This window comes from Streptomyces sp. ME02-8801-2C (genome assembly GCF_033793965.1).
Classification (GTDB): domain Bacteria; phylum Actinomycetota; class Actinomycetes; order Streptomycetales; family Streptomycetaceae; genus Streptomyces.
In genome coordinates, this window is sequence record NZ_JARAXP010000011.1 from 211078 (window position 1) to 223324 (window position 12247).

Annotated in this window: 11 protein-coding genes; 5 read left to right on the plus strand and 6 right to left on the minus strand. The window is 70.3% G+C overall.

Annotated elements, in window-relative coordinates:
- Window positions 1-27: 27 nt before the first annotated feature.
- Together PV396_RS31955 and PV396_RS31960 are read right to left on the minus strand one after the other, a co-directional pair.
- The gene (locus PV396_RS31955) at window positions 28-843 is read right to left on the minus strand and encodes a VOC family protein (protein WP_319210545.1); all 816 of its coding nucleotides are present in this window, start codon (window positions 841-843) and stop codon (window positions 28-30) included.
- 291 nt (window positions 844-1134) lie between these two features.
- Window positions 1135-1983 (minus strand): SigB/SigF/SigG family RNA polymerase sigma factor, encoded by an 849-nt coding sequence (locus tag PV396_RS31960; protein ID WP_319210547.1) that lies wholly within the window; start codon window positions 1981-1983, stop codon window positions 1135-1137.
- 447 nt (window positions 1984-2430) lie between these two features.
- Here PV396_RS31960 and PV396_RS31965 point away from each other — a divergent pair, with 447 nt between their 5' ends.
- Window positions 2431-3006, plus strand: coding sequence for a hypothetical protein (locus tag PV396_RS31965; RefSeq protein WP_319210548.1), 576 nt, complete (start codon window positions 2431-2433; stop codon window positions 3004-3006).
- A gap of 67 nt (window positions 3007-3073) precedes the next feature.
- Here the strand turns inward: PV396_RS31965 and hemC are convergent, their stop codons facing one another.
- The gene (hemC, locus tag PV396_RS31970; protein ID WP_319210550.1) at window positions 3074-4009 is read right to left on the minus strand and encodes a hydroxymethylbilane synthase; all 936 of its coding nucleotides are present in this window, start codon (window positions 4007-4009) and stop codon (window positions 3074-3076) included.
- A 149-nt stretch (window positions 4010-4158) separates the two neighbouring features.
- On the opposite strand from hemC, the gene PV396_RS31975 reads away from it, so the two are divergent.
- The 3 genes from PV396_RS31975 (at window position 4159) to PV396_RS31985 (ending at window position 7487) form a co-directional block, all read left to right on the plus strand.
- On the plus strand, window positions 4159-4539 hold the full coding sequence (locus tag PV396_RS31975; protein ID WP_319210552.1) for a hypothetical protein: 381 nt from the start codon (window positions 4159-4161) through the stop codon (window positions 4537-4539).
- Window positions 4536-5003: a peroxiredoxin gene (locus PV396_RS31980; RefSeq protein ID WP_319210554.1), complete on the plus strand. Its 468-nt coding sequence runs from the start codon at window positions 4536-4538 to the stop codon at window positions 5001-5003. Before PV396_RS31975 ends, PV396_RS31980 begins: the two co-directional genes overlap by 4 nt.
- Before the next feature lie 114 nt (window positions 5004-5117).
- A complete protein-coding gene (locus PV396_RS31985) occupies window positions 5118-7487 on the plus strand; it encodes a SpoIIE family protein phosphatase (RefSeq protein ID WP_319210556.1) in 2370 nt (789 codons plus the stop codon).
- 30 nt (window positions 7488-7517) lie between these two features.
- Here PV396_RS31985 and PV396_RS31990 read toward each other — a convergent pair whose 3' ends face one another.
- The 3 genes from PV396_RS31990 to PV396_RS32000 all read right to left on the minus strand — a co-directional run bounded on the left by PV396_RS31990 (window position 7518) and on the right by PV396_RS32000 (window position 11219).
- Window positions 7518-7952 carry a cupin domain-containing protein gene (locus tag PV396_RS31990; protein ID WP_319210558.1) on the minus strand — a complete coding sequence of 145 codons (435 nt, stop codon included), beginning with the start codon at window positions 7950-7952 and terminating at the stop codon, window positions 7518-7520.
- Between the two features lie 296 nt (window positions 7953-8248).
- Window positions 8249-10039 (minus strand): acyl-CoA dehydrogenase, encoded by a 1791-nt coding sequence (locus PV396_RS31995; protein ID WP_319210560.1) that lies wholly within the window; start codon window positions 10037-10039, stop codon window positions 8249-8251.
- Window positions 10040-10355: 316 nt separating this feature from the next.
- Entirely contained in the window at window positions 10356-11219 is an 864-nt protein-coding gene (locus tag PV396_RS32000; protein ID WP_319210561.1) for a helix-turn-helix transcriptional regulator, read from the minus strand.
- Window positions 11220-11384: 165 nt separating this feature from the next.
- Between PV396_RS32000 and PV396_RS32005 the strand changes: the two genes are divergently transcribed.
- Window positions 11385-12173, plus strand: a complete 789-nt coding sequence (locus PV396_RS32005) for an IclR family transcriptional regulator (protein WP_319210563.1) — start codon at window positions 11385-11387, stop codon at window positions 12171-12173.
- The last annotated feature ends 74 nt before the right edge of the window (window positions 12174-12247 follow it).

The following is a 12247-nucleotide window of genomic DNA, read 5'->3' on the forward strand; positions in this document are numbered from 1 at the left end:
GGGTGGTCCCGCGGGAGCCGGGACCCCTCAGCGTGGGATGCGTGAAGTCACCGTGAACTGGGCGCCGTCCGGATCTCGCAGGACTGCCTCGAACGGTGTGGTGACGGCGTCGTACCGCAGGACGCTGCCGCCGTTGTCCTGCGCGGCCTTGACGCAGGCCGCCACGTCCTCGACCGCGAAGTGGACCTGCCAGTGGGGCCTGATCGTGGGATCGGGTGCCGCCTCCAGCGCACCCGAGACGATGCGGGCGACGACGTCGCCCCGGCTGCGCAGCACGACCTCGTCGCCCTCGTAGTGGACCTGGCAGCAGCCGGGACGCTCGGAGGCCCACTCCAGGATCTCGCCGTAGAAGATGGCCGCGTCGAACGCGTCGCGGGTCTGCAGCCGGACGAACGTCGGTGCGGCCCGTCGCCAGGCCTCCCAGCCGGCGAGCAGCTCGCCCTCCCAGATTCCGAAGATCGCCCCGTCACGGTCGGCCAGCAGGGCCGCCCGGCCCGGCGGGAAGGAGAGCGGTCCGACCGCCGCCGTACCCCCGCGCTCGCGGACCCGGGCCACCGCGTCGTCCGCGCTCGGTACCGCGAAGTACGGGATCCAGGCGACCACCATCTGCCAGACGGAGGCCACCGCGGCGATCCCCGCGACCGGGGTGCCGTCCACCAGAGCGACCCGGAAACGGTCGCCCAGCCGGGCCGAACGCCATCGCCAGCCCAGTACTGCGCTGTAGAACGCCTCGGTGGCCCGCAGGTCGCGGCTGGTGAGACTCACCCAGCAGGGGGCGCCGAACACGGAGTGGGTCGAGACGACGTTCGTCGCGCCGCTGGGATGTGTCGGGTCGTGGTTCATGGCACTCGCGTCCTGACTCGATCGGCCGGCAGGCACCGGTCCGGACACCAGTCTCCGGCCGGACCCCTTCCCAGTGCCTGTCGAGTACCCCGATCGGCCCCCCGGACGCATGGCCGCCATCCGGCCGGAAGAGCGGGTTTCAAGTCCCTTCCTCCGGTGACTCCGGGGGTTGGAGGGCGCGCTGAGGAGCCATTCCCGGGAGGGTTCGGCAGTGAGCCCGTCCCCCGGTCGCCCGGTCGCGAAAGACTCGCTCGGGCGACCGTGGTGTGTACGGGACGGCCGGACGTGCCCTCAGCAGGCTTCGGCGAGCACATCGTCACGCCGCGTTCCGTTCCCCTCGGACTGCCCGGCGGACGGCTCCTCCTCGAGCTGCTCCCGGATGCGTGCGCAGCAGGTGCTCAGCAGCCGGGAGACGTGCATCTGTGAGATGCCGAGCTGCGACGCGATCCGGCTCTGGGTCATCCCGCGGAAGTACCGCAGGTAGAGGATGGTCCGCTCACGTTCGGGCAGGGCACGCAGGCAGGGGCCGACGGCCGTGCGGTCGACGATCAGGTCGAAGCCGGGGTCGGGCCCGCCGACGGTGTCCGCGAGGGCGTACCCGTCGGTGCGCGGCAGCTCGGCCTCCAGTGACAGCACGGAGAAGCACTCCAGCGCCTCCATGCCGGTACGCACCTCGCTCTCGCTCAATTGTGCGTACGTGGCGATCTCGGCGACAGTCGGCGGCTGTCCCGGGACGGTGGCGGACAGCTCCTTGGTGGCGCTGCGCACCCGGTTGCGCAGGTCCTGGACCCGGCGCGGCACATGCAGCGCCCACAGATGGTCGCGGAAGTGGCGCTTGATCTCGCCGGTGACGGTCGGTACCGCGTAGGCCTCGAAGGCCGCACCCCGCTCGGGGTCGTAGTGGTCGACGGCCTTGACGAGCCCGACGGCCGCGACCTGGTAGAGGTCCTCCAGGGCCTCCCCGCGCCCCCGGAAGCGGACGGCGATCCGCTCCGACATGGGCAGCCAGGCCTGTACGAGATCGTCCCGGAGGGCATGGTGTTCCGGTCCCTCGGGCAGACGCGCGAGCCGCTCGAAGTCGGCGGCGGTGTCGGGGGCGTCATCGTGCGGATGCTGCTTCGTTCTGATGGCGACACGCATGGTGCGCACCTTCCTCAGCTGGTGCTGGATGGGCAGACACCGGGGGAGGGTGCGCTCGGACCGGGCGGACGTCGGCCGAGATCCGGCGGAACCGGCTCCCACGGACGTGCCTCCAGTCCGAAGCACTGACTGGGTGATTCCCTTTTCGGATGATAAGGAAACAAATCGGCATGAACTATGACTCGGCGCTTACGGTTCTTCGCCACGCGCATCGAGGACGCGCAGGCTGTCGGCTGACCCGCTGAACGACGGTCACGACCATGCACCCGAACGTGATGTGTGGCACGCGTCCACCTGGTGTGGGACGGCCCTTCGGTGGATTTCCGCCGCTCACCGCTTGATCAGTGATCAAGGGGGCGAATTCGCTGGCCACAGCGCATTCCGCTCATTTGACTGTGCGCCGGGCACAAGGATAGGAAGCAGCCATCCGAGGTGGAGAGGTGGACTGTGCGCGAGCCGAACGTGGTCGGGGACTGGCACGAGTACGACGAGCATGCCGGCCTGCGTGTCCGCGTCCACCGTCTGGTGGCGGCGGAACCGCCGCGCGGGCGCGACGACGCCGCCGAGGGGCTGACCTATTTCAGCCTGCGGGTGACGGTCGAGAACCGCGGTGACCGGCATTTCGGCGTCCACCTGGAGGACGGCCAGATCGACGTCCGGCTCGGCCCCGACGGCGAGGGCGCCTTCATCGACTGGCGGAACTCGCAGTTCATCGAGGGCTTCGACGTCCACCCGCTGCGCCGTGCCACCGCCGTCCTGTACGCGGCCGGTCCGGAAGCGTCCCTGACGCAGGTGGACGTACAGATCCAGCTGCGGGTCGAGGAGGAGTGGACCGCCCGGCGTCTGTGGGCGGGCGGGATCGGCCTGCCCGAGGACTTCACCGGCACCGGCGCGCACCACGGCCCCGCCCGCGACGGGGTGGCCCACCAGGCGAGCAACTTCCTCAAGGAACAGAGGGGCCTCAAGGAGCAGCGGGACCTCCGCGAACAGCGGGACCAGAAGGGTCAGACCGGACCCACCTGAGCGGCCGGCCCGAACCGGCGTGCCGCTCTCGCCGCCACCGGCCCGGGCCCGCTGCCTTCCCTGAACCTCAGTGCGCGATGTTGTCGATCAGCTCGCGCGCGCCCTGTCGCAGCAGCGCCACCGCCACGGACGTGCCCAGCGTGGCCGGGTCGAGGCGCCCCGCCCACTCGTGGGCGTTCAGCTGCACCTTGCCGTCCGGGGTGAACACGCAGGCACGCAAGGAGAGTTCGCCGTTGCGGGCCACCTGCGCGTAGCCGGCGATCGGGCTGTTGCAGTGTCCCTGGAGAACATGCAGGAACATGCGCTCGGCCGTCGCCTCGCGGTGCGTGTCCGGGTCACCGAGGACGCTGACCGCGTCGATCAGCTCGGCGTCGCCCTCACGGCACTGCAGGGCGAGGATGCCCGCGCCGATCGGCGGCATCATCGTCTCGGGGGAGAGGACCTCGCTGACCACGTCCATCCGGCCGATGCGCTCCAGACCGGACACGGCGAGGAGCAGTGCGTCCGCCTCCCCGGCCGCGAGCTTCTCCAGCCGCCGGTTGGCGTTGCCGCGGAACGGCACGCACTCCAGGTGCGGGTGGGAGGCGGCCAGTTGGGCGATCCGGCGTACCGAGGACGTACCGATCCGGGTGCCGTCCGGCAGCTCGTCGAGGGTGCGGCCACCCGGGTGGATCAGGGCGTCGCGGATGTCGTCCCGCTTGAGGAACGCCGCGAACATCGTGCCCGCAGGCAGCGGCCGGTCGGCCGGTACGTCCTTGACACAGTGCACCGCGAGATCGGCCTCACCGGCCAGCAGCGCGGCGTCGACCTCCTTGGTGAACGCACCCTTGCCCTCGACCTTGGACAGATCGCCCATCCACTTGTCACCGGTGGTCTTCACGGGGACGACCTCGGTGCGCACGTGCGGATGTGCGACGGCCAGCTCGGCGCGCACCCGTTCCACCTGTGCCAGCGCCATGGGCGAGTCGCGGGAGACGATACGAATCAGTTCAGGGACGGACATGCCGACACGATAGACCCTTCGGACCACCCTCCCGCTCAAGAACCGGTCGCTCCGGGGTGTGAGCGGACCTCGTCCGATACGAACACCCGCCCCTCGACCTGCATTTACCGTCCAGTAGGATCGCCCGGCACCCCATCCGAGGAGGAAGCGTGCCCCGGTCCCAACGCTCGCCCCTGCTGCTAGCCGGTCTGTTGGCCGCCGCCGGCGTCACCCACTTCGTCGCACCCCGCACGTACGACGCGATCGTGCCGCGCGCGCTGCCCGGCGCGCCCAGGACGTGGACGTACGCGAGTGGTGTCGCCGAACTCGCGCTGGCGGCCGGGGTGGCGCTGCCGCGTACCCGGCGGGTCGCCGCGCTCGTCACGGCGGGCTTCTTCGTCGGGGTGTTCCCGGCCAACGTGAAGATGGCCGTCGACTGGCGGAACAAACCCGCCGCCCTGCGGGCCGGTGCCATCGGGCGGCTGCCGCTCCAGGTACCGCTCGTCCTGTGGGCACGCAGCGTCGCGAAGAACGGAGAGGGCCGGTCATGACACACAAGGTGAACGTCGGCGACAAGATCGAGGACTTCGAGCTGCCCGACGAGAGCGGAGCGCCCCGTAAGCTCTCCGAACTGCTCGCCGAGGGGCCGATCGTCCTGTTCTTCTATCCCGCGGCCCTGTCGCCCGGCTGCACCGCCGAGGCCTGCCACTTCCGGGACCTGGCCGCCGAGTTCGCCGCCGTCGGCGCGCGGCCGGTCGGGATCAGCGGGGACTCGGTCGAGCGCCAGCAGGAGTTCGCACAGAGCCACACCCTCGGCATGCCGCTGCTGTCGGACACCGACGGGAAGGTCCGTGAGCTGTTCGGGGTGAAGCGCGGGTTCTCGATGATGCCCACCAAGCGCGCCACCTTCGTCATAGCCGAGAACCGGACGATCCTGGAGGTGGTGACGAGCGAGCTGCGGATGAACACCCACGCGGACCGCGCCCTCGCCGCACTCCGCGCACACAAGGGCTGACGCCCGCCGGGACCGTGGTCGGCCGCCCCGCAGCGGGGTGGCTGCGCGGGATTCCCGAGCCGAGCTGGGTCCTCGGGGTTGATGCCCTGAGGACCAGGGACCATCCTGGGGCGTATGAAACAAGTCGCCGCCGCGGTGATCATCGATGCCCGAGGCATGGTGACGGGCTGGAGTGAGGGCGCCCGGCGGTTGACGGGACACAGGGCCGAGGACGTCGTCGGACGCCCGGCGACCGGACTTCTCGCCGAAAACCCGCCGCCGTCGGCGATGACCGGGCTCACCGGAGTGGTCGCACTGCGCCACCGGGACGGCCACCGCGTCGAGATCGCCGTCAGCGCGTGCCCGGTACTGGGTGAAGACGGTGCCTCCCGGGGATTCGTCGTCACCGCCCTCCCCGAACCGCCACCACCGCGGCCGCAACCGGTCGCGGAGCGGCCCGCCTCACTGGAGCGGGCCATCCGGCAGGCCTCCGTGTCGATGTCCGCCCTCGACACCAACCAGCGCTACCTCTGGCTGAACGAGGCCGCCTGTGACCTGATGGGCGCGACGGAACAGGACCTGATCGGGCAGTTCTACGGGGACACGAACCTCGTGCCCGACGACCGGATCAGCCAGGGATTCCTGCGCAAACTGCGGCAGGTCGTGCGCACGGCAACACCAGTGCGCTACGAGACCTTCGGCAAGGACGCGAACGACGGCCGGGAATACGCGTGGAGTCTCGAGATATGGCCGGTGCGCGACGACCGGGGCGCCATCACCTCGGTGGGCATCGCCGCTTTCGACAACAGTGAGCAGCACTGGTCGCGACGCAGACTGGCCCTGCTCAACGAGGCGGCGGCCACCATCGGGACCACCCTCGACGTGGTGCGCACCGCGGAGGAACTCGTCGAACTGGTCGTTCCCCGGTTCGCCGACTTCGTCAGCGTGGACCTGCTCGACTGGGTGCTCGGTGCGGACGAACCCCCGGCGGCGCCCGCCGAGGAGGTCGTACTGCACCGGGTGGCCCACGGGTCCGGCAACGAGGGCACGCCGGAGGCCGTGATTCCGCTGGGAGCCAAGGACACCTATCCGCCGTCCACCCCGCCCGTGCGGGCGATGGCGGAAGGCCGGGCGGTTCTCGTGAACGTCGGCGAGCAGGCGTTCGACGACTGGGTGGCGGAGCGCAACGCCCGTGAGCCCGTCGGACGGCCGTACCGCCAGGGCGTCCACTCCATGGTCACCGTGCCGCTGCGGGCGCGCGGCACCATCCTGGGCGTCGCGGTCTTCCTGCGCATCACCCGGCCCGACCCCTACACCGAGGACGACGTCACCCTCGCCGAGGAACTGGCCAGCCGGGCCGCCGTCTGTGTCGACAACGCCCGCCGGTTCGCCCGCGAGCGCTCCACCGCGCTGGCGCTCCAGCACAGCCTGCTGCCCAGGGGGCTGCCCGGTCAGGCGGCCGTCGAGGTCGCCCACCGCTATCTGCCCTGCGGATCAGTGGCCGGCATCGGCGGCGACTGGTTCGACGTCATCCCGCTGTCCGGCAGCCGCGTCGCCCTGTGCGTCGGCGACGTCGTGGGCCACGGAATCCAGTCCTCCGCGACCATGGGACGGCTCCGTACGGCCGTACGCACCCTCGCGGACGTCGATCTGCCGCCGGACGAGCTCCTCACGCACCTCGACGACCTGGTCACCCATCTGGCCGACGAGGAGGACGAGGAAGACGTCGCCGAAGTGGGTGCCACCTGCCTCTACGCCGTCTACGACCCGGTGTCGCGCCGGCTGACCCTGGCTTCCGCCGGGCACCCGCCGCCGGCCGTCCTGGCACCCGGCGGTGTCGCCGAGCTGATCGAGGTGTCGGCGGGACCGCCGCTCGGCGTCGGTGGCCTGCCCTTCGAGGCGACCGAGCTGCAGCTGCCCGAGGGCTCACTCCTCGCCCTCTACACGGACGGTCTGATCGAGGACCGCGACCGGGACATCGACCACGCCACCGCCGAGCTGTGCCGCGCGCTGAACCTGCCCGGCGCCTCGCTCGACGCCGTGTGCGACGCGGTCCTCAAGACCGTACTGCCCGAGCAGCCCGGCGACGACGTGGCCCTGCTGCTCGCCCGTACGCACGCGCTGGGCGCCGGCCGGGTGGCCACCTGGGACGTCCCGCCGGACCCCGCGCACGTGGCGGTCACCCGTCAGGCGGCCATGGAACAACTGGCCGCCTGGGGGCTGGACGAGGAGACGTTCGTCACCGAACTCGTCGTCAGCGAGCTGGTCACCAACGCCATCCGGTACGGCGAACCGCCCATCCAGCTGCGGCTGATCCGCGACCGGGCCCTCATCGTCGAGGTCTCCGACGGGAGTTCCACCTCACCGCATCTGCGTCGGGCGCACGCCTACGACGAGGGTGGCCGCGGCCTGTTGCTCGTCGCCCAGCTCACCCAGCGCTGGGGCAGCCGCCAGACGGGCACCGGCAAGACGATCTGGGCGGAGCAGCCGCTGCCGGCCGAGTGATCCGGCCGACCGGTCGGGTTCGGCGACCGGTCACTCGAAGGCGCATCCGGGGTTCGGCGCGTCCTGGGAGAAGGGCGAGCCGTGCGGCAGGACGTACAGGACGTCGAGCACGAGGGGCGTGCTGCCGAGGTTCCGGCCGATGTGGACGTAGTCGGAGCCGGCCGGCTCACTGATGGTGCTGCCCTGCGTGTACACGCCGTCCGACGCGCAGGTGGAGTCGAAGTGGCTGAGGGTGCCCTGCTTGACGTAACCGCGGAGCGGGCCGTCGTGATAGTGCCAGCCGGTGGCCTGACCCGCGGGGATGGTGACCTCCCGCAGGGTGTAGTCGGTGTCGCCGATGGTGGTCTGGAAGAGGACGCGGCCCGATACTCCCGGCCCGGGCGGCGTGGCGTGGGCCGTGCCGCAGGCGAGTACGGCGGTGACCGTGACGGCACCGGCGGTGGCGGCGCGAAGCAGACTGCGCATGGTGGGGGTCCCCTCGAGGGCGAGCGAGTGAGCGCGTGACGAGCAGGTGACGTGATCCTAAAGGGGTGCGCCGAGGGCGGAAAGAGGGGGCCGATCGAGAGACGGGCGAAGACAGGCGAGGTGCGCGCTCGCCGGGCGGACCCGGAGGTGGCCGAAGTCGACGCGTTGAGCGAGGAGTTGGGCTGGAGGGCGCACAACTCGGCGGCTCAGCGCCGGAGTGGCCGGCGCTGCCGCTCGCCGTCCTCCTGGCACCCGCGCTCCTGTGCTCTGCGCCGCCCGTCGGTGTCAGCCGCCGGTCAGAGCCCGGCGGCGCGCAGGTCGCCTCGCTCGGCGAGTGGGAACTGCCAGTACGAGAACAGCCGGTTCTCCAGGTGCAGCCGCCGCAGTACCCGCATCACGTCGTTGACCACACCGGCGTCGGTGACGGCCTCGTGGGGCCGCAAGTGCCGTCGTACACGCTCCATTTGGAGCAGGAGCAGTGCGCCGCTGGGCAGTGGCTCCTCCAGCGCGGCGGCGGAGTGGACGTATGTGTGCACGCAGGCCGCGGCGGCGTGCAGGAGGCAGTACTCCTTGGCCAGGTCGAAGAACTCGGCGGACTGACCGTAGTCCCGGCCCAGCGAGGCCTTGAGCGAGGTGACGCGCTCGCGCAACGAGGCGGCTCCGGCGAGGAGTTGCGCGGCCGTGTCCGCCGCGCGGGTCAGCCGGTCCCGCTCGTCGGGCCTCGCTTCCGCAGCCAGCCGGCGCAGCCGTACTAGCGCGGTGGGAGCGGCGAGGAGGGCGTCGTCCCGGCCCCGGCTGTTCAACTCCTGGTCCCAGGGCCGGTACAGCGGCAGCTGACGGTCGATGCCGAAGAGCACGGCCGCCCGCGCGTCCGCCTCGTCGAGCAGGTCCTGGTCGGCTGTCGTGGCCGTGGCGAGAAGACCGTCGAGCTGGAGCGCGATGTTCCTGAGGTTCACGGCGGTGTTGCCGTCGGCGAAGGTGGCGACCGACAGATCACGCAGCATCTTCTGGTGGATCGCGTACTGCGGATGGCCTCGGAGGTAGAAGCTCGCTCCGAGCACGACGTTGAGCTGCGCGTAGGTGCGTTCCAGGAGCGTCGGCACGAAGTACTTGACGACGGACGACCACACGCCGGTGTGCTCCGGCACGACCTGCAGGGCTCGCACCGCGCCCAGGCTGACCGCGTCGGCGACCATCAGGTCCGCGAAGCACTCGGTCAGCTGCCGTCGGGAGTAAGGGGTTTCACGGACCTTGCGGCCGAGGACGGTGCGTCCCTCGGTGAAGTCGAGGATGCCCCGCAGTCCGGTGTCCACGGCCGAGAGCGCGATGCCGCTGACGAGGGTGTGGGCCGTCTGGGCGGTCTTGAGCGCGATCTCCAGGCCCTGGCCCTCGCGGCCGAGGCGAGCGGAGTCCGGCACGAAGACCCGGTCGAGCCGGAAGCCGCTCATGTCGAGCCCGCGCAGTCCGTGCATGCGCTCGCGCGGCAGTTCGTTCACGGCCCCGGCGGGGGTCTGCTGTCGGTCGAGGACGAAGACGGAGTAGCCGCCCGGTCCGCCCCGGGGGTCGGTGCGGGCGTAGATGCTGAGCCCGCCGGTGACACTGCTGTTGCCGACCAGCCACTTCTCCCCGGTGAGGAGGTAGCCGCCGTCCGTCTTCTCGGCTGTCATCTCGTCGGCCGGCAGATCACTGCCGTGCCGGATTTCCGACAGGCCCCAGGCGAAGCGGTTGCCGCGCCGGATGGAGTCCACCAACGCCCGCTTCTGGGCATCGGTACCGGCCACCCACGCCGGCATGAAGCTGAGGCTGGTGATGACGAACGCGGTCGCGGTGGTCGGGTCCCTGCGGGCGATCAGCCGCATCAGGTTGAAGCCGATCTCCACATCGCCCGCCTTGCCGCCCTGCGCGCGGGGGAGCGAGTAGTCCAGGGCGCCCCAGCGCTGGAGAAGGTGCACGAACTCGGTGGGATGGTCTTCCTGTTCGTCGTGCTCGAGGACACGGGTGTACGGCATACGGCTGCTGGGGTCGTGCGGATCGCCCAGGTCGCGTTCGAGCCGTCCGGCCAGCTCCGTGAGGTCCGATTTCGGCATGGGGGTCTCCCAACGGTCTGTGATCGGCGGCCTGTTCGGATACGGAGCGGCGGAACTCGTCGTTCCGGTGGGGTCGGCCAGCCGAAGGCGGAGACAGCAGGCGATGCGTGAAGGCGCGCGGCTTACGATTAACGATTGCTGCCGCGGGCACGAGTCCGATCACCTGGTCCAGACATGCGGTTCCACGTGTAAAGAGGCGGAGTTCGGGAGTGGCCGCCCGAAGTACGCAGGTCACAGTCTTGCCAGCCTGGTGAATTTTGGACAACCACTCTTCCGCAGAGTGGAAAACAAACTTTGGTTTGCTTCCGTGGTCACGCTAACTGCCGGGATCGGCGCCGCGTCTGAATGCGCCAGGAGTCATGTTCACGCGTCGCGCGAAGAACTTGCCGAAGTTCGTGACCTCGGTGAACCCGAGTTGGCGGGCGATGGTTCCCACGGGCAGATCCGTGTGGACCAGCAGACGCTTCGCCTCCAGGGCGACGCGGGCGTCGATCACATCCTTGGCGGAGGTCCCGGCTACGGAGTGGCAGGCCCTGGACAGGGTGCGGGGTGTGCAGTTGAGGGCGGCGGCGTAGTCCTCGACGAGGCGGGTGGTGGTGTAGCTGTGCTCCAGCTCGCGCCGGAAACGCAGGAAGAGCTCGCCGTTCTCGTGGGAGGGGCTCTCCTGCCGCGCGTGCCCCTTGCCCTGGCTGCGGCAGATCTGGTCGATGTGCAGCAGGGTGACAGCGAGCAGATGCTTGAGGATGTCCTCGCCGAGCCCCTGGTCGGGCCGCTCGAACTCCTCCTGCAGCATGTCCAGTACGCGTTCGAAGGTGGCCAGGTGGTCTTCGCGGAGCTGCCAGTGGGAAGGGCGCAGGACGTCGTCGAGCATCCCCATGTGGGCGCGCAGGCGCAGGGGAAACGTTTCGGTGAACATGACCATGCGCGCCTCCACGTCCGAAGCGGGGGCGAACTGGATCACCTGGTTCGGCCGGATCCACAGCAGCGAGCCCGCTCGGCACGGGTAGCGGGTGGAGTCGATCGTGATCTCCCCTGTGCCCGCCCCGACCAGTGTGACCTGGTGGAAGGCCAGCCGGTGGGGAGTCGTGGGCACGTCCGAGCAGTGCCTCTGGCGTAGCTCGCTGAGCGAGGTCATCGCCAGGCCGATGCCGGGCCTGCAGGTGGGGGTGTACGGGACCACAGGGATCGGTAACGTAGCGAAATCGACCATGAACGTTCCGGAATCGACCTTTCTCATGCTCTTTCAAATCTCAATGATAGGCGTGGCCGCCCGTCGCCGGATCATGTCCGGCCCATGCATGAGTAACGTTCCCCGCATGATGTGCAGGTGAAGGGAAGTAACGGGATGACCACCCACCCCGGCGCCCCCGAGCGCTCGGTTGTCGACCGCACGCTCAGCATCCTCGGCGTCTTCGACCGCGACAACCGCACCCTGACGCTGAGCGACATCAGCCGACGCTCCGGGCTTCCGGTCACCACGGTCCATCGCATCGTCCACAAGCTCCATGGCTGGGGTGCGTTGGAACGGAGAGAGCAAGGCGGATACAGCATCGGCCTGAGACTGTGGGAGACGGCGACCCTGGCCCCCCGCTACTCGAGCCTGGCCGAGGCCGCGCGGCCCTGTCTCGTGGAACTCCAGAACCAGGCCGGCGGCGCGGCGGTCCTCGCCCTCCAGGACGGGGCGGAGAGCGTCTGTCTCTCGTTCATCTCCAACGACCCCTGTCTCACGTCGGTCTGGGGCGACCCGGGCTGCCGACTGCCGTTGCATGTCACCTCGGTGGGCCTCGTGCTGTTGGCGCACGCCGATGTCGAGCTGCAGAACGAGGTCTGCGCCGGTCCGCTGCGCGCGTACACCAGCGCCACCGTCACCGACGGCACCGCACTGCGGAACCTGCTGAACAAGATCAGACGGGAGGGATACGCGATGTTCTGCGGCGCCCTCAGCGAGGGCCATGGGGGGATCGCGGCCCCGGTGCGCAACGCGCGCGGCACGGTGGTGGCGGCAGTGGGGGTCGTGGGGCCGCTGGACCTGCTGCAGTCGTCCCGGCTGGCCCCGTTCGTCCTCGCCGCGGCGGAGGCGGTCTCCCAGCGAGACCGGACAGAAGGGTGGCGGATGGTGGAGGCGGGCGCGTAGGCCCGCCGCGGTCAGGCGGACCGCCGTTTCCAGCGCCGCGTCGAACCGGCACACTCACGAGGGAGGCCGGCAGG

Coding starts and splice junctions, on each gene's coding strand:
- PV396_RS31980 (WP_319210554.1), top strand. CDS start 4,536: ATGACACACAAGGTGAACGTCGGCGACAAGATCGAGGACTTCGAGCTG.
- PV396_RS32005 (WP_319210563.1), top strand. CDS start 11,385: ATGACCACCCACCCCGGCGCCCCCGAGCGCTCGGTTGTCGACCGCACG.
- PV396_RS31985 (WP_319210556.1), top strand. CDS start 5,118: ATGAAACAAGTCGCCGCCGCGGTGATCATCGATGCCCGAGGCATGGTG.
- PV396_RS31995 (WP_319210560.1), bottom strand. CDS start 10,039: ATGCCGAAATCGGACCTCACGGAGCTGGCCGGACGGCTCGAACGCGAC.
- hemC (WP_319210550.1), bottom strand. CDS start 4,009: ATGTCCGTCCCTGAACTGATTCGTATCGTCTCCCGCGACTCGCCCATG.
- PV396_RS31955 (WP_319210545.1), bottom strand. CDS start 843: ATGAACCACGACCCGACACATCCCAGCGGCGCGACGAACGTCGTCTCG.
- PV396_RS31990 (WP_319210558.1), bottom strand. CDS start 7,952: ATGCGCAGTCTGCTTCGCGCCGCCACCGCCGGTGCCGTCACGGTCACC.
- PV396_RS31960 (WP_319210547.1), bottom strand. CDS start 1,983: ATGCGTGTCGCCATCAGAACGAAGCAGCATCCGCACGATGACGCCCCC.